Genomic DNA, 19,778 nt, shown 5'->3' with positions numbered 1-19,778 from the left:
TTCAGTCTGTCCTTATAGTGGCAGGATGAACCGATTGGCAGGACAAATCACCGCGTCACCTGGTCGCCTGTATCCGGCGACGGAACCCTTTGCGCGCCACATGATCGAGGTGCCGGGCGGTCACACCCTCTATGTCGAGGAATGCGGCAATCCCAATGGCCGCCCCGTGCTGGTGCTGCATGGTGGGCCGGGCGGTGGGTGCAGCCCCTATATGCGGCGTTTCTTCGACCCCGCCCATTACCGCGTGATCCTGTTCGACCAGCGCGGTTGCGGGCGCTCGCAGCCCACGGCCTCGGTCATGGCGAACACGACGCAGGACCTGATCGCGGATATCGTGCTGATCCGGCAGAGGCTGGACGTCGCCGGGCGATGGCTGCTGTTCGGCGGCAGCTGGGGCGCGACGCTGGCGCTGGCCTATGCCGAGGCGCATCCCGACCATGTCGCGGGGCTGATCCTGCGCGGCGTCTTCATGGGTACGCGGGCGGAACTGGACTGGTTCTATGGCGGCGGCGCGGGGCGGTTCTTTCCCGAGCTCTGGGCGCGGTTTCAGGAACCCATCCCCCCGGACGAACGCGGCGACATGATCGCGGCCTATCACCGGCGCCTGTTCGATTCGGACCTGGGCCGTCAGGGGCGCTATGCGCTGCCTTGGCTGATGTGGGAAAACGCGCTGGCGGGGCTGCAATCCAGCCCGGCCTCGGGCGCGCCGAACGATTACGCGAGGGCCTTCGCGCGGCTAGAGAATCACTATTTCCACAATGCCTGCTTTCTGGAAGAGGGGCAGCTCTTGCGCGACCTCGACCGCATCCGCCATCTGCCCGCCGTGATCGTGCAGGGGCGCTATGATATGGTCTGCCCGCCGGTCTCGGCCTGGGAACTCGCGCAGGCTTGGGAGAATTGCGAACTGGTCATGGTGCCCGCCTCGGGCCATGCCCTGTCCGAGCCGAACATCAGCGCCGAACTGGTGCGCGTGATGGACAGCATCCGCGACGACGACCATGAAAAGGATCACGCATGACCCTGTTCCCGATCTTCCTGCTGGCCTCGGGCGCCGCTGCGGCGACGGGCATCGTGTTCCGCCCAGGCCCCTGGTATGCGGCCTTGCGCAAACCGTCCTTCACCCCGCCGAACTGGGCCTTTCCCGTGGCCTGGACGGCGATCTACCTGCTGTCGGCGCTTGCAGCCACGCGGGTCGCGCTGCTGCCCGGCGCGGGCGTCGCGCTGGCCTTGTGGTCGGCGCAGATCGCGCTGAACACGCTCTGGACGCCGCTGTTCTTCGGGGCGCGCCGGATGGGGCTAGCGATGATCTGCATGACGGTGCTGGTCGTGGTCGTGGCGGCAATGACCGTCACCTTCTGGCGGCTGGACTGGATCGCGGGGATGATGCTGCTGCCCTATCTGGGCTGGCTCGGCGTGGCGACCGGCCTGAACTGGCGCATCATGCGCGACAACCCCGGTGCGGGCGCCGCGTGATGCGGCTTGCCTTTTGTGCCGCGTTGCGCTAGGGACACGTCCAACAGCGGTGCAGGGGTCCACACCCTGCCCACCGGAACTTCCGCATGGGGCCTCCGCTGAAGGCCCCTTTTTCACATCCGAGAGGACCCCATGTCGAATGACCTGATCGCCAAGACCGCCATCGACCGGCGCCTGGCCGAGATCATCTCGCCGGTGATCGAGGATATGGGCTTTGAGCTTGTGCGCCTGCGGCTTCAGGGCGGCAAGACCGCGACGTTGCAGATCATGGCGGACCGTCCCGAGGGCGGGATCAATGTCGATGACTGCGCCGAGATTTCCACGATGGTCAGCGCCACGCTGGATGTCGAGGACCCGATCGAGGACAATTACCACCTTGAGGTCTCCAGCCCCGGCATCGACCGGCCGCTGACGCGCCTCAAGGATTTCGTCACGTTCGAGGGGTACGAAGCACGGCTGGACCTGAACCAGCCCATCGACGGGCGCAAGCGCTTCAAGGGCGTTCTGGCCGGCGTCGAGGGCGAGGAAGTCCTGCTGAACATCACCGAGAACGGCGAGACGCACACGATCGGCCTGAACTTCGACCTGCTGGCCGATGCCAAGCTGGTCCTGACCGACGAGCTGATCCGCGAAATGCTGCGTCAGAAGAAGGAAGCCGGGATCGAGATCGACAATCTCGACGAATCGGCCTTTGACGCGATCGAAACCGATGACAATGACGGTGCCGAGCCCGTCGAGACCAAGGAGTGAGTGGCGATGGCGATCACCTCTGCCAACCAGCTTGAACTGCTTCAGACGGCCGAGGCCGTCGCGCGCGAGAAGATGATCGACCCCGAATTGGTCATCGAAGCGATGGAGGACAGCCTGGCCCGCGCCGCCAAGTCGCGTTACGGCGCCGAAATGGACATCCGCGTCCGCATCGACCGCAAGACCGGCAACGCCACCTTCACCCGCGCCCGCACCGTGGTCGAGGAAGAGGCGCTGGAGAATTACCAGGCCGAATTCACCGCCGGTCAGGCCAAGCCCTATTTCGAGCCCTCGCGCGACGGGCGCTCGATCTGGGTGCGCGACGGTCAGGCCGTCAACGACTTTGCGGGCGGCCCGCAGGTGGGCGACGTGTTCCAGGAACAGGTTCCCCCCGTCGATCTGGGCCGCATCGCCGCCCAATCCGCCAAGCAGGTCATCCTGCAGCGCGTCCGCGAGGCCGAGCGTGACCGCCAGTACGAGGAATTCAAGGACCGCGCCGGCACCATCATCAACGGCGTCGTCAAGCGCGAGGAATACGGCAACATCATCGTCGATGTGGGCCGAGGCGAGGCGATCCTGCGCCGCAACGAAAAGATCGGCCGCGAAAGCTATCGCCCGAACGACCGCATCCGCGCCTATGTCAAGGACGTGCGCCGCGAGAACCGCGGCCCGCAGATCTTCCTGTCGCGCACCGACCCGCAGTTCATGGCCGAGCTGTTCAAGATGGAAGTGCCGGAAATCTACGACGGCGTCATCGAGATCAAGGCCGTCGCCCGCGACCCCGGCTCGCGCGCGAAGATCGCCGTGATCAGCTACGACAACTCGATCGACCCGGTCGGCGCCTGCGTCGGCATGCGCGGCAGCCGCGTTCAGGCCGTGGTGGGCGAGCTTCAGGGCGAGAAGATCGACATCATTCCGTGGAACGAGGATCAGGCGACGTTCCTCGTGAACGCCCTGCAACCCGCCGAGGTCAGCAAGGTCGTCTTTGACGAGGAAGCCAACAAGATCGAGGTCGTCGTCCCCGACGAGCAGCTGTCGCTGGCCATCGGCCGTCGCGGCCAGAACGTGCGTCTGGCCAGCCAGCTGACGGGTCTGGACATCGACATCCTCACCGAGGAAGAGGAATCCAAGCGTCGTCAGGCCGAGTTCAACAGCCGCACGGCGTTGTTCATGGAAGCGCTGGATCTGGACGAGTTCTTCGCCCAACTTCTGGTGGCCGAGGGCTTCACCAACCTTGAAGAAGTCGCCTATGTCGATCAGGACGAGCTTCTGTCGATCGACGGCGTGGACGAAGGCACCGCAGCCGAGCTTCAGGCCCGCGCCCGCGACGTGCTTGAGGCGAAGAACAAGGCCGCGCTTGAAAGCGCCCGTGCGCTTGGCGCTGAGGACAGCCTCATTGAATTCGAGGGTCTGACACCCCAGATGGTCGAGGCATTGGCCAAGGACGGCGTCAAGACGCTTGAAGACTTCGCCACCTGCGCCGATTGGGAACTGGCCGGCGGCTGGACCACGGTGAACGGGCAGCGCGTCAAGGACGAAGGCCTGCTGGAGCCCTACGAGGTCAGCCTCGAAGAGGCGCAGACGATGGTGATGACGGCACGCGTGCTGCTGGGCTGGGTCGACCCGACCGAGCTTGAAGCCGAGGCCGAGGACGATAGCGAAACCGACGAAGAGGAGGCCGGGGCCTGATCGCGCCCCGGACGGATGCACCAATTGAGCCGTGGCGGACGTGACAAGGACCGGGACGAACCCGAACGGCGCTGCATTGCGACCGGCGAGACGCAGCCCAAACGCGGGCTGATCCGCTTCGTGATCGGCCCCGAGGGGCAGCTTGTGCCGGATCTGGCCGAAAAGCTGCCCGGTCGCGGGATCTGGGTGGCCGCCGACCGTGCGGCGCTGGATCGTGCGGCCTCCAAGGGATTGTTTTCCCGCGCCGCGCGGATGCCGGTGACGGTGCCCGAGGGGCTGACCGATCTGGTCGAGGCGGGCGTGGCGCGGCGACTGGTCGATCTGGTCTCGCTGGCGCGCAAGTCGGGCCGGGCGGTCGCCGGGTTCGAGAAGGTCAAGGGCTGGCTGGCAGAGGGGCGCGCAAAAGTGCTGCTGCAGGCCAGCGACGGGTCGGAACGAGGCAAGGGCAAGCTGTGGACGCCGACCGGCGGACGCTGGTTCGGCTGCCTGACCGCCTCAGAATTGGGTTTGTCCTTCGGGCGCGATCATGTCATACACGGCGCGCTTGCGGCGGGTGGACTGACGGACAAGGTGATCTTGGAAGCCGGCAGACTGACGGGTCTGCGCGGGCATGACGGCGGCAATACGGCGGCCGGGAAGGAATGAATACGCAGATGAGCGATAACGACGGTAAAAAGACCCTGGGGCTTGGCGGCAGCGGCCGTTCGGGCCAGGTCAAGCAAAGCTTCAGCCATGGCCGCACCAAGAGCGTGGTCGTCGAAACCAAGCGCAAGCGCGTCGTGGTGCCCAAGGCGGGCGCCACGCAGATGACCGATGCGCAGAAGGAAAAGAACCCGCTGACCGCCCGGATGGCTGGCGATCCGTCGAAACGCCCTGCCGGGATCTCGGATGCCGAGATGGAGCGCCGCCTGAAGGCGCTGGCCGCCGCCAAGGCCCGCGAGGCCGAGGACGCCGCGCGCCGCGCCGCCGAGGAAAAAGCCCGCGAGGAAGAGCGTGAGCGCCGCCGCGCCGAGATCGAGGCCAAGGCCCGCGAAGAGCGCGAGCGCGAGGAAGCCCTGAAGGCCAAGGCCGAGGAAGAGGCCCGCGCCGCCCGCGAGGCCGAGGAAGCCGCCAAGCGCAAGGCCGAGCCGCGCGCCAAGCCCGCAGCCTCCGCGACCGCCAAACCCGCCGCCCCCGATCAGGCCGCCATCGAGGCCGCCGCCTCGCGCGCCGAGACCAAGGGCGTCGCCACCGGCGCGCCGCGCAAGCCCGAACGCGACCGCGTGGAACGCGCCCCCGAACGCGACCGCGGCAAGACCGCCCGCGACGACAGCCGCCGCACCGGCAAGCTGTCCCTGACGCAGGCGCTTGACGGCGAAGGCGGGCGCCAGCGCTCGCTGGCCGCGATGAAGCGCAAGCAGGACAAGGCCCGTCAAAAGGCGATGGGCGGCAGCCAGCGCGCCGAAAAGCAGGTGCGCGACGTGCAGCTGCCCGAGACCATCGTGGTGTCGGAACTGGCCAACCGGATGGCGGAACGCGCCGCCGATGTGGTCAAGGCGCTGATGAAGATGGGCATGATGGTGTCCATGAACCAACCCATCGACGCCGACACGGCCGAACTGGTGATCGAGGAATTCGGCCACCGTGCCGTCCGCGTCAGCGACAGCGATGTCGAGCAGGTCATCGACAGCGTCGAGGACAAGCCCGAGGATCTCCGCCCGCGTCCGCCGATCATCACGATCATGGGCCACGTTGACCACGGCAAGACCTCGCTTCTGGACGCGATCCGCAACGCGAATGTCGTCTCGGGCGAGGCGGGCGGGATCACGCAGCATATCGGCGCCTATCAGGTGACGACCGAAAGCGGCGCGGTGCTCTCCTTCCTCGACACGCCGGGCCACGCGGCCTTTACCTCGATGCGGGCGCGCGGCGCCCAGGTGACGGATATCGTGGTGCTGGTCGTGGCCGCCGATGACGCGGTGATGCCGCAGACGGTCGAGGCGATCAACCACGCCAAGGCCGCCGGCGTCCCGATGATCGTGGCGATCAACAAGATCGACAAGCCCGCCGCCGATCCGCAGAAGGTCCGCACTGACCTGCTGCAACATGAGGTTGTGGTCGAGGCCATGTCGGGCGAGGTGCAGGATGTCGAGGTTTCGGCCAAGACCGGCCTCGGTCTGGACAACCTGCTGGAAGCCATCGCGCTTCAGGCCGAGATCCTTGAACTCAAGGCAAACCCGAACCGCGCCGCCCAGGGCGCCGTGATCGAGGCGCAGCTGGATGTCGGTCGCGGTCCCGTGGCGACCGTTCTGGTGCAGCACGGCACTCTGCGCCGCGGCGACATCTTCGTCGTGGGCGAGCAATGGGGCAAGGTCCGCGCGCTGATCAACGACAAGGGCGAGCGCGTCGAAGAGGCCGGCCCGTCCGTCCCGGTCGAAGTTCTGGGCCTGAACGGCACCCCCGAGGCCGGCGACGTGCTGAACGTGGTCGAGACCGAAGCGCAGGCCCGCGAGATCGCGGATTACCGTATCCAGCAGGCCAAGGACAAACGCGCCGCCGCCGGTGCCGCCACCACGCTGGAACAGCTGATGGCCAAGGCCAAGGCCGATCAGAGCGTGGCCGAACTGCCGGTGGTCGTGAAGGCCGACGTGCAGGGCTCGGCCGAGGCGATCGTGCAGGCGCTGGAAAAGGTCGGCAATGACGAGGTCCGCGTCCGCGTGCTGCATTACGGCGTGGGTGCGATCACCGAATCCGATATCGGTCTGGCCGAGGCCAGCCGTGCTCCGGTCATCGGCTTCAACGTCCGTGCCAACGCTCCGGCCCGCAACTCGGCCAACCAGAAGGGTGTCGAGATCCGCTATTACTCGATCATCTATGATCTGGTGGACGACATCAAAGCCGCCGCGTCGGGCCTGCTGTCGGCCGAGGTTCGCGAGAACTTCATCGGCTATGCGCAGATCCGCGAAGTCTTCAAGGTCACGGGCGTCGGCAAGGTCGCCGGCTGCCTTGTCACCGAGGGCGTGGCGCGCCGTTCGGCGGGCGTGCGCCTGCTGCGCGACAACGTGGTGATCCACGAAGGCACGCTGAAGACGCTCAAGCGCTTCAAGGACGAGGTCAAGGAAGTGCAATCCGGTCAGGAATGCGGCATGGCCTTCGAGAATTACGACGACATCCGCCAGGGCGATGTCATCGAGATCTTCGAGCGGGAAGAGATCGAACGCACGCTGTAAGCCGTGCCGATCAACAGAAAAGGGCCGCGGTTTCGCGGCCCTTTTTCGTGGCGCAGTCTGCCCGAGCTTTGCCCGCACCTACCAGGCGGCACACGAGACGCCGGGGTTCGACGCCTCTACGCGTTCCCCTGTTCAGCCACCCGCCATGCCTGCCGCCCGGTGAGGCCTGCGCATGAAAAAGGGCGGCATGCCCCCCGCACGCCGCCCTTGGTGTATCTGGCCATTTGCACCGTCGGTTCACTTGCCGACAGGGCGCCCCTCATAAGTGCGACTGCCCACACGAACCAGAATGTTGCCGTTGGCCGCGGCCCCTTCGAAAACGCCTTGAATCGATATGTATTGTCCGATCGAGATGGTGCGAATCATGTCAATCCTCCTCTGCGCCCACAGGATCAGGTTGTCACGAATTGGTTAAAATTCCACTAAGCGCGCATTCAACCTACCCGCGATTTAAGCAGAATTCGAACGAGATCCAAGGGAACTGCGACATTATAGCCACATCCGCAGGACTGGAATCAGGGGAATATCCGCTGCAGGCATAGGGTAATTCGACAAATCAGCCGCCTTGACCCAGGCCAGCCGCTGCCCCTCGCGGGGCTGCGGGATGCCTTGCCACTTGCGGCAGGCGAATAGCGGCATCAGCAGGTGGAAACTGTCATATTGATGGCTGGCGAAAGTCAGCGGCGCCAGGCACGAGGCCCAGGTGTCGATGCCCAGCTCCTCGTGCAATTCGCGGATCAGCGCCGCTTCGGGGGTCTCTCCCGGCTCGACCTTGCCGCCGGGAAACTCCCACAGGCCAGCCATCGACTTGCCCTCGGGGCGCTGCGCGAGCAGGATGCGGCCATCCACGTCGATCAGCGCCACCGCCGAGACCAGCACCGACTTCACGAGCGGTAATCCGCGTTGATGTCGATGTAGCCATGGGTCAGGTCGCAGGTCCAGACGGTGCGGGCGCCCTGCCCCAGCCCCAGATCGACCCCGATCCGCAGATCCTGGTTCTTCATGTAGGCGCTGGCCGCCGCCTCGTCATAGGACGGGTCGCGCCAGCCGTCGCGCGCCAGGACCATGTCGCCGAAGCGGATCGTCAGGCGGTCGCGGTCGGCCTCGGCGCCCGATTTGCCGATGGCGGCGACGATGCGGCCCCAATTGGCGTCCTCGCCCGCGATGGCGGTCTTGACCAGCGGCGAATTGGCAATGGCCATGGCAACGCGGTGGGCATCGGCGGTGTCCTGCGCGCCGGTCACGGCGATCTCGACGAATTTCGTCGCGCCCTCGCCGTCGCGCACGACCAGATGGGCCAGTTCGCGCATGACACCGTGCAGCGCCGCGACAAATGCCTGCCCGGTCGCGCTGGCCAGATCGGTGATCGGCGCGGCCTTGCTGCGCCCCGTCGCCGCCAGGATCAGCGCATCCGAGGTCGAGGTGTCGCTGTCCACGGTGATCGCGTTGAAGGTCGTGTCCAGCCCCGAACTCAGCGCCTGTTGCAGCAGGTCGGCGGGGATCGCCGCGTCGGTGAAGACATAGACCAGCATCGTCGCCATGTCGGGCGCGATCATGCCCGAGCCCTTGGCAATGCCGGTGATGCGGATCTCGCCACCTTCGCCGGGCAGGGTCGCGAAGGCGCCCTTGGGGAAGGTATCGGTGGTCATGATCGCGCGCGCGGCCTCGGCGGCGCCCGCCGCGTCAAGGCGACCGGCCAGATCGCCCGTCACCGCGATGATGCGGTCATGGGGCAAGGGCTCGCCGATCACCCCGGTCGAGGACGAAAAGACCCGCCCCCGCGGCAGCCCAAGCGCCTGCGCCACCGCACCGGTCACGGCATCGACCGATTCCTGACCCCGCGCGCCGGTGAAGGCATTGGCGTTGCCGGAATTGATGATGATCGCGGCCCCTTCGGGCGCATCGCCGCCCTGGGCCAGCTTGACCTGGTTGTCCAGAACGCAGGCCGCGCGGGTCGAGGATCGCGTGAACGCCCCCGCCAGCGTGCTGCCGGGCGCCACACGGATCAGCGTCACATCGGTGCGGCCCTGATACTTGACCCCGGCGGCGGCGCTGGCGAATTCCACGCCCTCGATCACCGGCAGGTCGGGAAAACGCGCCGGTGCCAGCGGCGAGACAGGAAGCCCGGCCTTGCCCATCACTCGGCCTCCAGCAGGGTGGCGTCATTGATCTGCGCGGGGTCGATGCCCTCGACGCGCTGCACCTCGGCCTCGGTCACAAGACGCTGGATCTCGGCCTCGACGCTTTCGCGCAGGACCATCTGGACCAGCTGGTCGCGGATCTCGGCGATGCCGGGCGCCTCGCGCAGGCGGGTTTCCGACAGGCGGATGACGTGCCAGCCGAATTCGGTCTGGACCGGGTCGGACACCTCGCCCGGCTGCATGGCGGCCACGGCCTCGGCGAAGGGCGGCACCATCTGATCGGCCGAGAACCAGCCCAGATCGCCGCGGTTCGGCCCCGAAGGACCGGTGGAACGCTGCTCGGCCACGTCGCCGAAATCGGCGCCCTCGTCGATCTGCGCCTTGATCTCGGCGGCCTCTTCCTCGGTCTCGACCAGGATATGGGCGGCGTTGTATTCGGTCGTGGGCTCGGCATCGCCGAACAGGCGATCATAGGCGGCGGCGATCGCCTCGTCCGAGGGCTCGACCTCGGCCAGGCGGCTGACGGTGGCGGTGGCCATCGCGTTGCGGCGCTGCAATTCGATCTGGGCGCGCAGACCGGCGCTGTCCTCGGCGGCCTCGGCCACGGCGGTCTGGCGGATCAGCTGGTCCAGCATCATGTCCCACATCGCCTGATCGGGCAGCTGCTGCGCCATCGGGTCCGTCATCGACTGCCGCATGAGGATCATCTGGCCCAGGGTGATGGGCTGGCCGTTCACGGTGGCGACCACGCGGTCGGCCCCGCTTTCCTCGGCCAGGGCGGCGGGCGCAAGCGCCCCAAGCCCGATGGCCAGTGCCAGACAAGACGCTTTCAGCATGTCGCAACCCCTTGCAGATCACGGCCCGGACCGCGTCACGGGCCGGGCCAACATTGACACTTTGGCATGCGGGGCCTACATCCCGGAGCAACTCCGTGGAAGGCGCCGCCGCCGCGTTTCGTTCAGGCCCCTGATACGGCAATGCGGCCGGTGCGGGCAAGTGGCCCGCGGCACAGGCGCCTTTCCCAACAACGTGATTGCGAAGGTGACATGCTCGGCATCGGAAATCTGGCGAAGATGGTCTTTGGCACGCCCAATGACCGCAAGGTCAAGGGAACGCGCCCGCTGATCGCGCGCATCAACGCGCTGGAGGCCGAGTTCAAGGCCCTGTCCGATCAGGGACTGATCGACAAGACGCGCGAATTCCAGACCCGTGTGGCAGGCGGCGAAAGCCTGGACGACATCCTGCCCGAGGCCTTCGCCAATTGCCGCGAGGGTGCGCGGCGCGCCCTTGGCCTGCGCGCCTTCGACGTGCAGCTGATGGGCGGGATCTTCCTGCATCAGGGCAACATCGCCGAGATGAAGACCGGCGAGGGCAAGACCCTTGTGGCGACCTTCCCGGCCTATCTGAACGCCCTGTCGGGCAATGGCGTCCATGTCGTCACGGTCAACGATTACCTGGCCAAGCGAGACGCGGAATGGATGTCCAAGGTCTATGCCCAGCTTGGCCTGACCTGCGGCGTCGTCTATCCCTTCCAGCCCGAGGACGAAAAGCGCGCCGCCTATGCCTGCGACGTGACCTACGCCACCAACAACGAGCTGGGCTTCGACTATCTGCGCGACAACATGAAGGGCAGCGTGGCCGAGATGGTCCAGCGCGGCCACAACTACGCCATCGTGGACGAGGTGGACAGCATCCTCATCGACGAGGCGCGCACGCCGCTGATCATCTCGGGGCCGTCGCAGGACCGCTCGGAACTCTACCGGGTTCTGGACGCGTATATCCCGCTGCTGACCGAGGACCATTTCAAGCTGGACGAGAAGGCCCGCAACGCCACCTTCACCGAAGAGGGCAACGAGTTTCTCGAAAAGCGGCTTCAGGCCGACGGCATCCTGCCCGAGGACCAGACGCTCTATGATCCGGAATCGACCACCATCGTCCACCATGCCAGCCAGGCGCTGCGCGCGCACAAGCTGTTCCTGAAGGACCAGCACTACATGGTCCGCGACGGCGAGGTGATGCTGATCGACGAATTCACCGGCCGGATGATGAAGGGCCGCCGCCTGTCGGACGGCCTGCACCAGGCGATCGAGGCGAAGGAGGGCGTGGACATCCAGCCCGAGAACGTCACCCTGGCCAGCGTGACCTTCCAGAACTACTTCCGCCTCTATGCGAAACTGGGCGGCATGACCGGCACCGCCTCGACCGAGGCCGAGGAATTCCAGGAAATCTACAAGCTGGGCGTGGTCGAGGTTCCGACCAATCGCGGCATCGCGCGGATCGACGAACATGACCGCGTCTATCGCACCGCCGCCGAGAAATACGCCGCCGTCGTCGAGGCCATCCGCGAGGCAAACGCCAAGGGCCAGCCCACCCTTGTCGGCACGACCAGCATCGAAAAGTCCGAGATGCTGTCCAACCTGCTGACCAAGGAAGGCATCGCGCATAACGTCCTGAACGCCCGCCAGCACGAGGCCGAGGCCCAGATCGTCGCCGATGCCGGCAAGCCCGGCGCCGTGACCATCGCCACCAACATGGCCGGCCGCGGCACCGACATCCAGCTGGGCGGCAATGTCGAGATGAAGGTGATGGAGGCGCTGAAGGCCGATCCCGACGCCCATCCCGACGAACTCCGCGCCCGGATCGAGGCCGAACACGCCGCCGACAAGCAGAGGGTGCTCGAGGCGGGCGGCCTCTTCGTTCTGGCCACCGAACGCCATGAAAGCCGCCGCATCGACAACCAGCTGCGCGGACGCTCAGGCCGACAGGGCGATCCGGGGCGGTCGCTGTTCTTCCTGTCGCTGGAAGACGACCTGATGCGGATCTTCGGCTCGGACCGCCTGGAAAAGGTGCTGTCCACGCTTGGCATGAAAGAGGGCGAGGCGATCGTCCATCCTTGGGTGAACAAGTCGCTGGAACGCGCCCAGGCCAAGGTCGAGGGCCGCAACTTCGACATCCGCAAGCAATTGCTGAAGTTCGACGACGTGATGAACGACCAGCGCAAGGCCATCTTCGGCCAGCGCCGCGAGATCATGGACAGCGAGGAGCTGGGCGAGATCACCGCCGACATGCGCCACCAGGTCATCGACGACCTGGTCGAGGATTTCATGCCCGCCAAGACCTATGCCGACCAATGGGACGCCGAGGGCCTCAAGACGGCGGTGCGCGAAAAGCTGAACATGAACCTGCCCGTCGTCGAATGGGCCGAGGAAGAGGGCGTCGATCAAGACGTGATGCGCGAGCGGATCACCGAGGCTGTCGACCGCTACATGGCCGAAAAGGCCGCCGCCTTCGGCCCCGAAACGATGAAGACCGTCGAGAAGCAGGTGCTGCTGCAGATGATCGACCAGAAATGGCGCGACCACCTGCTGACGCTGGAACATCTGCGCTCGGTCGTGGGCTTCCGCGGCTATGCGCAGCGCGATCCGCTGTCGGAATACAAGACCGAGGCATTCCAGTTGTTCGAGACACTGCTGGACAGCCTGCGCTTCGACGTGACGCAGCGCCTGTCGCAGATCCGTCCGCTGACGGATGCGGAGCGCGAGGAAATGCTGCGCCAGATGGCCGAACAGCAGAAGGCCGCACAGGACCGCCTGACCATGGCGCATGGCGCGGACAGCCAATCGGTCTCGGACGCGGAAAAACCCGTGCCGCTGGTCGAGGGCTTCGATGAGAACGATCCCACCAGCTGGGGCAACCCGTCGCGCAACGATCCCTGCCCCTGCGGCTCGGGCAAGAAGTTCAAGCACTGCCACGGCGCGTTCTGAGGCGATCCCTGCGCCGCTTGCGTCCCGCGACGGGATCGCGCCCGCCGGGCGGGGACAAGCCCCGCCACGGTCGGGCGCGAGGCCGGGCCTTGCCCGGCCCTATCCCAGACGAGGGGGCAGCGCCCAACCACGCAGCAGGTCCTCGGTGCGCATCGGCTTCTTGCCGGCCCGCTGCGCCTCGATGATCTCCAGCGCGCCCGTCCCGCAGGCCACTTGGAACCCGTCCAGAACATCGCCCGGCACGCCCTCTCCAGCGATCACCCGCGCGCGAAGCAGCTTGACCCGCTCTCCGCCAATATCGCTCCAGGCGCCGGGAAACGGCGACAGCCCCCTGATCTGGCGATCGATCTCGGCTGCCGACTTGGTCCAGTCGATGCGCGCCTCGTCCTTCAGGATCTTGGCGGCATAGGTCACGCCCTCCGGCGCCTGCGGCACAGCCGGCAGAGGCAGCCGCCCCAGCACGTCGCAGATCAGCCCCGCCCCCATCAGCGACAGACGGTCATGCAGATCGGCAGCGGTCTCCTCGGGGCCAATGGGGGTGCGCGCCTCGGCCAGGACCGGACCGGTGTCCAGCCCGGCCTCCATCTGCATGATGGCGACCCCCGTTTCGGCATCCCCCGCCATGATCGCACGCTGAATGGGCGCCGCCCCCCGCCAGCGCGGCAGGATCGAGGCGTGGATGTTCAGACAGCCCAGCCGCGGCGCATCCAGCACAGGCTGCGGCAGGATCAGCCCATAGGCCACCACGACCGCCACATCCGCCCCAAGCGCGGCAAAGGCTGCCTGCTCGGCCGGATCGCGCAACCGCTCGGGATGGCGCACCGGCAGGCCCAAAGCCTCGGCCGCCGCCTGAACCGGCGAGACGCGCGGCTTCTGCCCCCGCCCGGCTGCCCGGGGCGGCTGGGTATAGACCGCCACGACCTCATGGCGCGCGGCGATCTCGCGCAGCGCTGGAACCGAGAAATCGGGCGTTCCCATGAAGACGACGCGCATGGCCACTCCTTTGCCTTGGTCCAAATATCCCCGGGGGTCCGGGGGCAGGCAGCCCCCGGCGCTATCCCTTGCGCGCCAGCTTCGCCGATTTCGCGACCAGCATCCGCCGCCGCAAGGGCGTCAGGTGATCGACATAGACCCGCCCCTGCAGATGGTCGATCTGATGCTGCACGCTGGTCGCCCAGAGACCGACGAAATCGCGATCCTCGATCTGGCCCTGATCGTTCAGGAACCGCACCGTGACGGCGCGCGGGCGCTGCACAGGCGCCCAGACGCCGGGAAGGTTCGGGCTGGCCTCGTCATGGCTGCGCAACTGCACGCTGGCATGCAGGATCTCGGGATTGGCCATCCGCACCGCCTGACCGCGCTTGTCAGAGGCATCGACCACGGCCAGCCGCAGCATGATCCCGATCTGGGGTGCGGCAAGGCCTACGCCCGGCATTGCCTCCATCGTGTCGATCATGTCGTCCCAGATCATCCGCACGGCTTCGGTCACACCCTCGACGGGCTCGGCCGGGCGATGCAGGCGCGGGTCGGAATAGGGAATGAAGGGCCGCACGGCCATGAGGTCTTCCTTGTCGAAAAAGCGCGCGGCGGGGCGGGCTCAGTCGCGCGCCCGGTCCCGCTTGAGCTTCTGCATCTTGCGCGTGATCATCTGCCGCCGGATCGCCGAGAGGTGGTCGATGAACAGCACCCCGTCCAGATGGTCCATCTCGTGCTGGGCGCAGGTCGCGGCCAGCCCGTCGAAATCGCGTTCGTGGGTTTGACCGTCCAGCCCCAACCAGCGCAGCCGCACCTCGGCGGGGCGCGTCACCTCGGCATATTGGTCGGGGATGGACAGGCAGCCCTCTTCGTAGACATTCGTCGCATCCGATCGCCAGACCAGTTCCGGATTCACCAGAACCATCGGATCGGGCTCGGCCTCGGGGTCGCGGGTCGCGTCCATCACGAAGATGCGCTGCAACACGCCGACCTGCGGACCGGCAAGGCCGATGCCGGGCGCGTCATACATCGTCGCGATCATGTCGGCGGCCAGCGTCTCGATTTCCGGCGTGATGCGGGCAATCGGCTCGGCCACACGCTTGAGGCGCGGATCGGGATGGATCAGGATGGGTCTCAGGCTCATGACGCGCATTTAGGCCAAGGCCGGGCGCGAAGCAATAACGCGGCAGGCCCCGCGACAGGCAAGGACAGGAAATTCCATGACGACCCCCGATTTCGACGAGATCATCGACCGCCGCGGCACCCATTGCAGCAAATGGGACGACATGGCGGCGCAATACGGCGTCTCGGCGCATGACGGCATCGCCATGTGGGTGGCGGACATGGATTTCCGCCCCCCCGCCGCCGTCCAGCGGGCGGTCGAGGCCCATGCGGCCCACGGCATCTACGGCTATCCCGGCGCGAACCGGCCCTATCTGGACGCGATCTGCTGGTGGATGCAGGCGCGCCACGGCTGGCAGATCCAGCCCGACTGGGTGCTGACCTGCGCGGGGCTGGTCAATGGCGTGGCGATGGCGCTGGACGCGCTGACGCAGCCGGGCGACGGGGTCATCGTGATGAGCCCGGTCTATCACGCCTTCGCCCGAACGATCCGCGCCTCGGGACGCAAGCTGGTCGAGATGCCTCTGGCACTGGATCAGGGGCTTTACCGGATGGACTGGCAGAACTGGCAGGCGCAGCTGACGGGGGACGAGCGCATGCTGATCCTCTGTTCGCCCCATAATCCCGGCGGCCGCGTCTGGTCCGAGCCCGAACTGCGCGAGGTCGCCGATTTCTGCACCCGCAACGACCTGATCCTGATTTCCGACGACATCCATTGCGATCTGGTCATGCCCGGCGCGCCGCGCCACCGGATGATCGCCGCGCTGATCCCCGAACTGGCCGACCGGCTGGTGACACTGACCGCCGCCACCAAAAGCTTCAACATCGCCGGCGCCCATATCGGCAATGCGATCGTCGCCGATCCCGACCTGCGGGCGCGGTTCAAGGCGGCGCTGATGGCGCGCGGCATCTCGCCCGCCTTCATGGGGATGGACATGGTCGCCGCCGCCTACTCCCCCGAGGGGGCGGAATGGATCGACCACTTGTGCGCCTATCTCGACGGGAACCGGCGGCTGTTCGATCAGGGCGTGAACGCGATTCCGGGGCTGCGGTCGATGCCCTTGCAGGCGACCTATCTGGCCTGGGTCGATTTCTCGGGGACCGGCATGGCGCAGGCCGAATTCATCGCGCGGGTCGAGGGGCAGGCCCGGATCGCGGCCAATCACGGCGCCAGCTTCGGCACCGGGGGCGAGGATTTCCTGCGCTTCAACCTGGCCACCCCCCGCGCCCGCGTGGCCGAGGCCGTGCAGCGTCTGGCGGCGGCCTTCTCGGACCTGCAATAGCGCGCAGGGTCTGGCCGGGCGCGTTGCATGATGCGGCGACCCGGCCTATATAGCGCCAGATCCGAACCCAAGGGGCGCCACGCATGGTCTATCTGGATTTCGAAAAGCCGCTCGCCGATATCGAGGCCAAGGCCGAAGAGCTTCGGGCCATGGCCCGAAAGGGCGAAGGGGCCGTCGATGTCGAGAAAGAGGCCGCCGCGCTGGACGCCAAGGCGCAAGAGATGCTGCGCGAGCTTTATGCGTCGCTGACGCCCTGGCGCAAGACGCTGGTCGCGCGCCATGCCGACCGCCCGCATTGCAGCGACTATATCAGCGCGCTGTTCACCGAATTCACGCCGCTGGCCGGCGACCGCGCCTTTGGCGACGACCATGCCGTGATGGGGGGCCTTGCGCGGTTCAACGACGCGCCCTGCGTGGTGATCGGCCATGAAAAGGGCAACGACACCAAGTCGCGCATTCACCACAATTTCGGCATGGCCCGCCCCGAGGGCTATCGCAAGGCGATCCGCCTGATGGACATGGCGCACCGCTTCGGGCTGCCCGTGATCACGCTGGTCGATACGCCCGGCGCCTATCCCGGCAAGGGCGCCGAGGAACGCGGCCAGTCCGAAGCCATCGCCCGCTGCACCATGAAATGCCTGGAAATCGGCGTGCCGCTGGTCAGCGTCATCATCGGCGAGGGTGGTTCCGGCGGGGCCGTGGCCTTCGCCACCGCGAACCGCATCGCCATGCTGGAACACTCGATCTATTCGGTGATCTCGCCCGAGGGCTGCGCCTCGATCCTGTGGAAGGACGCCGAGAAGATGCGCGACGCCGCCGAGGCTTTGCGCCTGACCGCGCAAGATCTGAAGAAGCTGGGCGTCATCGACCGGATCATCGCCGAACCGATGGGCGGCGCGCAGCGTGACCCCGCCGCGGCCATCGCCGCCGTGGGCGCCGAGATCGGCGCGATGCTGGCCGATCTGTCGGGGATGAAGCCCGCCGATCTGGTCCGCGACCGGCGCGAGAAGTTCCGCGCCATGGGCGCCCACGCGCTGGCCGCCTGACGCCTGCTGACGACATTGTGATCCAACGGCAACAGGCCGGGCAAAACTGCCCGGTCTTTTTCATGGGCAATTGCAGGTTGTGCAGAAGGCTGGCAGCGTCCCCCTTGCCCGCAATTCGCAAGACAGGAGGGGCGCCGATGATCCATCACCAGACCCCCCGCCCGTCACAGGATGCGAACCGACGAGGCATCTGGCGCAACCACGCCTGATCCCCTCGCCGCGCCATTGCCTGCCCTTTGGGGCGGGACATGCGGGCAACCCCACCGCGCCATGACCTGACACCTTCCGGGGTGCGATCCGCCCTGCGCGGTCGCCTGCCGGACGTGATCGGGCATCGGCGCATTCTCTCACCCTGACAACCAGACGGCCCCGCCAGCACGGCAGGGCCAAGGAGACGACGATGATCGCTGAACTGCATCCGCAGGCCGCGCGCCTGAACCCTGCCCTTCACCGCCTGATCGCCCGCCATGGACGGATGGCGGTCTTATGGGCGATGATCCGGGCGCTGCTGCTGCCCAGACGGCGGCGGCCCAGGCCGCCTGACCCCTATCACCTCAGCCCGCATATGCGGCGCGACATCGGCCTGCCGCCCGCTCCGCCGACGGTGCCGCGCTATTACGAGCTGCGCTGATCGGCGTCCGGCCGGGGCAGGCTCAGCCCTGCCTCGGCCATCAGCAGGTCCGAGCGCGTCTCGATATCCGCTTCCAGCCGGGTCATCAGCGCCTCTTGCGGCAGATCGGGACCGATCGCGGGCAGGAACTCGATGACGGCGCGGCCCGGGCGGATGCCCCAGCCCTTGCGCGGCCAGAACATGCCGGTATTTACCGCCACCGGCACGACCGGCAGCCCGGTCGCGGCGCGGATCGTGGCAACGCCCTGCTTGTAGGGCTTGCGATGCCCCGGCAGCGTGCGCGTGCCTTCGGGGTAGATGATCAGCTGACCCAGCCCGTCGCCTGCGATCCTCTGGTTGATCGTCGCCGAGATCGCCGCCATCGCGTCGCGCCCGCGCGAGCGGTCGATGGGGATGCAGCCCACCTTCCACGCATACCAGCCCATGATCGGCACCCGCATCACCTCGCGCTTCATGATGAAGGCACGGCGCGGCACGGCATGGGCAATGACCAGGATGTCCCAGAAGCACTGGTGCTTGGCGGCGACGATGCAATCCTCGGTCGGAGGCGTGCCGCGGATCTCGCAGGTCAGGCCCAGATGCAGGCGCGCGGCGCCGATCATGTAGCCGATCCAGAAGGTCGCGACCCTGTTCGCGCCGACCCGCCCCTGCGCCAGAACCAGCACGATGCCGAAAAGCCCGATCACCAGCGTCGCCACCGCGACATGAAGGTAATAGAGGACGTTCTGCACATATTGCCAGGCCGTCAGCCGACCCGGGAGAGGGTTCTCGTGGCGCTTCATCGCACGCCCTCCAGCATCTTCAGCGCGGCCCAACGTGTCGCGACAAAGCCCACCCCGGCGGCGATGACCGGGATCAGCAGCGGCAGCAACCAGCCCCAGCCCTGAAAACCAAGGCCGGTCAGAAAGCCGCCGGCCGCGCTGGTATTGGGCAGCATGGCGACCGCCGCCATCCCGGCCAGCGTGCCGACGCTGGCGCCTACGGCCGCGCGTCGGGTGAAGCGGCGCACAAAGGCCGTGGCGATGGTGATGTCGCGCGCCCCGATCAGGCGCAGCACGCGGATGACCTGCCCGTTCGCCGCCAGCGCCGCCTTCGCCGCCAGCGTGATCATCGCGGCCGAGGCCGCGCCGATCAGCAGCAGCGACACGATACCCAGCAGGCGCAGCCTTTGCGCGGCCGAGACCAGCGGACGCCGCCAGGCGCTGTGATCGTCCAGCACCGTGCCCGGCGCCTCGGCCTCGAGGCGCAGCGCCAGGCCCTGCGGGTCGAAATCGCGCCCCGAGACCGGCAGGTCGATCAGCGCGGGCACCGGCAGCGCGTCAACGGGCATATCGGGGCCGAACCACGGTTCCAGCAGCGCGGCGACCTCGTCCTGCGGCAGGCGGCGGGCCTGACCCGCGCCGGGCGTCGTCTGCAGGATCGCCATCACCGACTGCACCCGCGCATCAAGTTGGGCGGCGGGCGCGCTGACGCGCACCGTGACCGAACCCGCCAGTTCCGACGACCAGCGTTCCGCCAGCCGCCCCGTCGCCAGCGCCAGCGCCAGCGCAAAGACCGCCAGAAAGGCCATTGCCCCCGCCGAGAACAGCGTCAGCTGCGCGGTAAAGCCGGTGGGCGGCACGATCCGGTCGCCCTTGCCGCCCTCGCCGCCGATCAGTCCCTGGACCAGCCCCGTCAGACGGGGCGGCATGACACCCT

19 protein-coding genes are annotated in these 19,778 nt (G+C 67.2%); 10 read left to right on the top strand and 9 right to left on the bottom strand.

Going from position 1 to position 19,778, the window contains the following annotated elements; genetic code table 11:
• Positions 1-25: 25 nt before the first annotated feature.
• The 6 genes from pip to infB all read left to right on the top strand — a co-directional run bounded on the left by pip (position 26) and on the right by infB (position 7,118).
• Entirely contained in the window at positions 26-1,018 is a 993-nt protein-coding gene (pip, locus tag ACTZWU_RS11860; protein ID WP_444737572.1) for a prolyl aminopeptidase, read from the top strand.
• A complete protein-coding gene (gene tspO, locus ACTZWU_RS11855; protein WP_444737571.1) occupies positions 1,015-1,473 on the top strand; it encodes a tryptophan-rich sensory protein TspO in 459 nt (152 codons plus the stop codon). The genes pip and tspO overlap by 4 nt, the downstream gene beginning before the upstream one ends.
• 132 nt (positions 1,474-1,605) lie before the next feature.
• Positions 1,606-2,223, top strand: coding sequence for a ribosome maturation factor RimP (rimP, locus tag ACTZWU_RS11850; RefSeq protein WP_444737570.1), 618 nt, complete (start codon positions 1,606-1,608; stop codon positions 2,221-2,223).
• A gap of 6 nt (positions 2,224-2,229) precedes the next feature.
• Positions 2,230-3,909, top strand: coding sequence for a transcription termination factor NusA (gene nusA / locus ACTZWU_RS11845; protein WP_444737569.1), 1,680 nt, complete (start codon positions 2,230-2,232; stop codon positions 3,907-3,909).
• Positions 3,910-3,933: 24 nt separating this feature from the next.
• Positions 3,934-4,554: an RNA-binding protein gene (locus ACTZWU_RS11840; RefSeq protein WP_444737568.1), complete on the top strand. Its 621-nt coding sequence runs from the start codon at positions 3,934-3,936 to the stop codon at positions 4,552-4,554.
• Between the two features lie 8 nt (positions 4,555-4,562).
• Entirely contained in the window at positions 4,563-7,118 is a 2,556-nt protein-coding gene (infB, locus tag ACTZWU_RS11835; protein WP_444737567.1) for a translation initiation factor IF-2, read from the top strand.
• A 237-nt stretch (positions 7,119-7,355) separates the two neighbouring features.
• Here the strand turns inward: infB and ACTZWU_RS11830 are convergent, their stop codons facing one another.
• From ACTZWU_RS11830 to ACTZWU_RS11815, 4 genes are all read right to left on the bottom strand, one after another.
• Positions 7,356-7,484, bottom strand: coding sequence for a hypothetical protein (locus tag ACTZWU_RS11830; protein ID WP_444737566.1), 129 nt, complete (start codon positions 7,482-7,484; stop codon positions 7,356-7,358).
• Positions 7,485-7,607: 123 nt separating this feature from the next.
• Positions 7,608-8,006: a (deoxy)nucleoside triphosphate pyrophosphohydrolase gene (locus tag ACTZWU_RS11825; protein ID WP_444737565.1), complete on the bottom strand. Its 399-nt coding sequence runs from the start codon at positions 8,004-8,006 to the stop codon at positions 7,608-7,610.
• Positions 8,003-9,256, bottom strand: coding sequence for a bifunctional glutamate N-acetyltransferase/amino-acid acetyltransferase ArgJ (gene argJ, locus ACTZWU_RS11820; RefSeq protein WP_444737564.1), 1,254 nt, complete (start codon positions 9,254-9,256; stop codon positions 8,003-8,005). Before argJ ends, ACTZWU_RS11825 begins: the two co-directional genes overlap by 4 nt.
• Positions 9,256-10,095, bottom strand: a complete 840-nt coding sequence (locus ACTZWU_RS11815) for a peptidylprolyl isomerase (protein ID WP_444737563.1) — start codon at positions 10,093-10,095, stop codon at positions 9,256-9,258. The genes argJ and ACTZWU_RS11815 overlap by 1 nt, the downstream gene beginning before the upstream one ends.
• Before the next feature lie 210 nt (positions 10,096-10,305).
• Here ACTZWU_RS11815 and secA point away from each other — a divergent pair, with 210 nt between their 5' ends.
• Entirely contained in the window at positions 10,306-13,023 is a 2,718-nt protein-coding gene (secA, locus tag ACTZWU_RS11810) for a preprotein translocase subunit SecA (RefSeq protein WP_444737562.1), read from the top strand.
• 99 nt (positions 13,024-13,122) lie between these two features.
• Here the strand turns inward: secA and fmt are convergent, their stop codons facing one another.
• From fmt to def (ACTZWU_RS11795), 3 genes are all read right to left on the bottom strand, one after another.
• Positions 13,123-14,016: a methionyl-tRNA formyltransferase gene (gene fmt, locus ACTZWU_RS11805; RefSeq protein ID WP_444737561.1), complete on the bottom strand. Its 894-nt coding sequence runs from the start codon at positions 14,014-14,016 to the stop codon at positions 13,123-13,125.
• 61 nt (positions 14,017-14,077) lie between these two features.
• A complete protein-coding gene (gene def / locus ACTZWU_RS11800; protein WP_444737560.1) occupies positions 14,078-14,581 on the bottom strand; it encodes a peptide deformylase in 504 nt (167 codons plus the stop codon).
• A 39-nt stretch (positions 14,582-14,620) separates the two neighbouring features.
• The gene (def, locus tag ACTZWU_RS11795; protein WP_444737559.1) at positions 14,621-15,142 is read right to left on the bottom strand and encodes a peptide deformylase; all 522 of its coding nucleotides are present in this window, start codon (positions 15,140-15,142) and stop codon (positions 14,621-14,623) included.
• 76 nt (positions 15,143-15,218) lie between these two features.
• Between def (ACTZWU_RS11795) and ACTZWU_RS11790 the strand changes: the two genes are divergently transcribed.
• The 3 genes from ACTZWU_RS11790 (at position 15,219) to ACTZWU_RS11780 (ending at position 18,080) form a co-directional block, all read left to right on the top strand.
• The gene (locus ACTZWU_RS11790) at positions 15,219-16,403 is read left to right on the top strand and encodes a MalY/PatB family protein (RefSeq protein ID WP_444737558.1); all 1,185 of its coding nucleotides are present in this window, start codon (positions 15,219-15,221) and stop codon (positions 16,401-16,403) included.
• Positions 16,404-16,486: 83 nt separating this feature from the next.
• Positions 16,487-17,449 (top strand): acetyl-CoA carboxylase carboxyltransferase subunit alpha, encoded by a 963-nt coding sequence (locus tag ACTZWU_RS11785; protein ID WP_444737557.1) that lies wholly within the window; start codon positions 16,487-16,489, stop codon positions 17,447-17,449.
• Between the two features lie 400 nt (positions 17,450-17,849).
• Positions 17,850-18,080, top strand: coding sequence for a hypothetical protein (locus tag ACTZWU_RS11780; RefSeq protein WP_444737556.1), 231 nt, complete (start codon positions 17,850-17,852; stop codon positions 18,078-18,080).
• Here ACTZWU_RS11780 and ACTZWU_RS11775 read toward each other — a convergent pair.
• Both ACTZWU_RS11775 and ACTZWU_RS11770 read right to left on the bottom strand, forming a co-directional pair.
• Entirely contained in the window at positions 18,065-18,862 is a 798-nt protein-coding gene (locus tag ACTZWU_RS11775) for a lysophospholipid acyltransferase family protein (RefSeq protein WP_444737555.1), read from the bottom strand. The two genes, ACTZWU_RS11780 and ACTZWU_RS11775, sit on opposite strands and share 16 nt — an antisense overlap.
• Positions 18,859-19,770: a cell division protein FtsX gene (locus tag ACTZWU_RS11770; protein WP_444737554.1), complete on the bottom strand. Its 912-nt coding sequence runs from the start codon at positions 19,768-19,770 to the stop codon at positions 18,859-18,861. The genes ACTZWU_RS11775 and ACTZWU_RS11770 overlap by 4 nt, the downstream gene beginning before the upstream one ends.
• Positions 19,771-19,778 lie beyond the last annotated feature (8 nt).

This window comes from Paracoccus sp. NSM, assembly GCF_052379855.1.
Lineage (GTDB): Bacteria > Pseudomonadota > Alphaproteobacteria > Rhodobacterales > Rhodobacteraceae > Paracoccus.
The sequence above is the reverse complement of the archived record's forward strand: the minus strand, read 5'-3'. Positions and strand labels throughout refer to the sequence as shown.

What these genes read in the sequence shown, in the direction of transcription:
- def (WP_444737559.1), bottom strand. Translation starts at nt 15,142, where the DNA reads ATGAGCCTGAGACCCATCCTGATCCATCCCGATCCGCGCCTCAAGCGT.
- nusA (WP_444737569.1), top strand. Translation starts at nt 2,230, where the DNA reads ATGGCGATCACCTCTGCCAACCAGCTTGAACTGCTTCAGACGGCCGAG.
- def (WP_444737560.1), bottom strand. Translation starts at nt 14,581, where the DNA reads ATGGCCGTGCGGCCCTTCATTCCCTATTCCGACCCGCGCCTGCATCGC.
- rimP (WP_444737570.1), top strand. Translation starts at nt 1,606, where the DNA reads ATGTCGAATGACCTGATCGCCAAGACCGCCATCGACCGGCGCCTGGCC.
- secA (WP_444737562.1), top strand. Translation starts at nt 10,306, where the DNA reads ATGCTCGGCATCGGAAATCTGGCGAAGATGGTCTTTGGCACGCCCAAT.
- ACTZWU_RS11790 (WP_444737558.1), top strand. Translation starts at nt 15,219, where the DNA reads ATGACGACCCCCGATTTCGACGAGATCATCGACCGCCGCGGCACCCAT.
- ACTZWU_RS11785 (WP_444737557.1), top strand. Translation starts at nt 16,487, where the DNA reads ATGGTCTATCTGGATTTCGAAAAGCCGCTCGCCGATATCGAGGCCAAG.
- ACTZWU_RS11775 (WP_444737555.1), bottom strand. Translation starts at nt 18,862, where the DNA reads ATGAAGCGCCACGAGAACCCTCTCCCGGGTCGGCTGACGGCCTGGCAA.
- fmt (WP_444737561.1), bottom strand. Translation starts at nt 14,016, where the DNA reads ATGCGCGTCGTCTTCATGGGAACGCCCGATTTCTCGGTTCCAGCGCTG.
- ACTZWU_RS11830 (WP_444737566.1), bottom strand. Translation starts at nt 7,484, where the DNA reads ATGATTCGCACCATCTCGATCGGACAATACATATCGATTCAAGGCGTT.
- ACTZWU_RS11770 (WP_444737554.1), bottom strand. Translation starts at nt 19,770, where the DNA reads ATGCCGCCCCGTCTGACGGGGCTGGTCCAGGGACTGATCGGCGGCGAG.
- tspO (WP_444737571.1), top strand. Translation starts at nt 1,015, where the DNA reads ATGACCCTGTTCCCGATCTTCCTGCTGGCCTCGGGCGCCGCTGCGGCG.
- infB (WP_444737567.1), top strand. Translation starts at nt 4,563, where the DNA reads ATGAGCGATAACGACGGTAAAAAGACCCTGGGGCTTGGCGGCAGCGGC.
- ACTZWU_RS11815 (WP_444737563.1), bottom strand. Translation starts at nt 10,095, where the DNA reads ATGCTGAAAGCGTCTTGTCTGGCACTGGCCATCGGGCTTGGGGCGCTT.
- ACTZWU_RS11780 (WP_444737556.1), top strand. Translation starts at nt 17,850, where the DNA reads ATGATCGCTGAACTGCATCCGCAGGCCGCGCGCCTGAACCCTGCCCTT.
- argJ (WP_444737564.1), bottom strand. Translation starts at nt 9,256, where the DNA reads ATGGGCAAGGCCGGGCTTCCTGTCTCGCCGCTGGCACCGGCGCGTTTT.
- pip (WP_444737572.1), top strand. Translation starts at nt 26, where the DNA reads ATGAACCGATTGGCAGGACAAATCACCGCGTCACCTGGTCGCCTGTAT.